This is a genomic window from Alkalihalophilus lindianensis (genome assembly GCF_032843265.1).
Taxonomy (GTDB): Bacteria; Bacillota; Bacilli; order Bacillales; family Bacillaceae_D; genus Alkalihalophilus; species Alkalihalophilus lindianensis.
Map to the genome: position 1 here is coordinate 1 of NZ_JAWJBA010000892.1, position 243 is coordinate 243.

At 75.7% G+C, this 243-nt stretch carries 1 protein-coding gene; it reads right to left on the minus strand.

Annotation, left to right across the window (positions count from 1 at the left end):
* On the minus strand, positions 1 to 243 hold a 243-nt coding region (locus RYX56_RS24700; protein WP_317124434.1), incomplete at both ends, for a hypothetical protein.

Below are 243 nucleotides of genomic sequence, written 5' to 3' on the forward strand. Positions count from 1 at the left end.
CCTCGGTCACGTTGAGCGGGCTGCCGTCCATCGGGTCGGTCGCCCAGAGCACGCGCCCGTCGGCGAGCAGCCAGAGCGTGGCCGGGTTGGCCGGCGCCTCGGCGGCCGGGCGCACCTCGTGCCAGCGCTGCACAGCGAGCGTCGTGTCGCTCAGGCGAATGGTGGACGAGTCGGGCGACGTCTCGGCGACGTTGGCGAGCGGGTCGGTGGGCGAGGGCGTGCCCCGGTTGCAGGCGCCGAGGG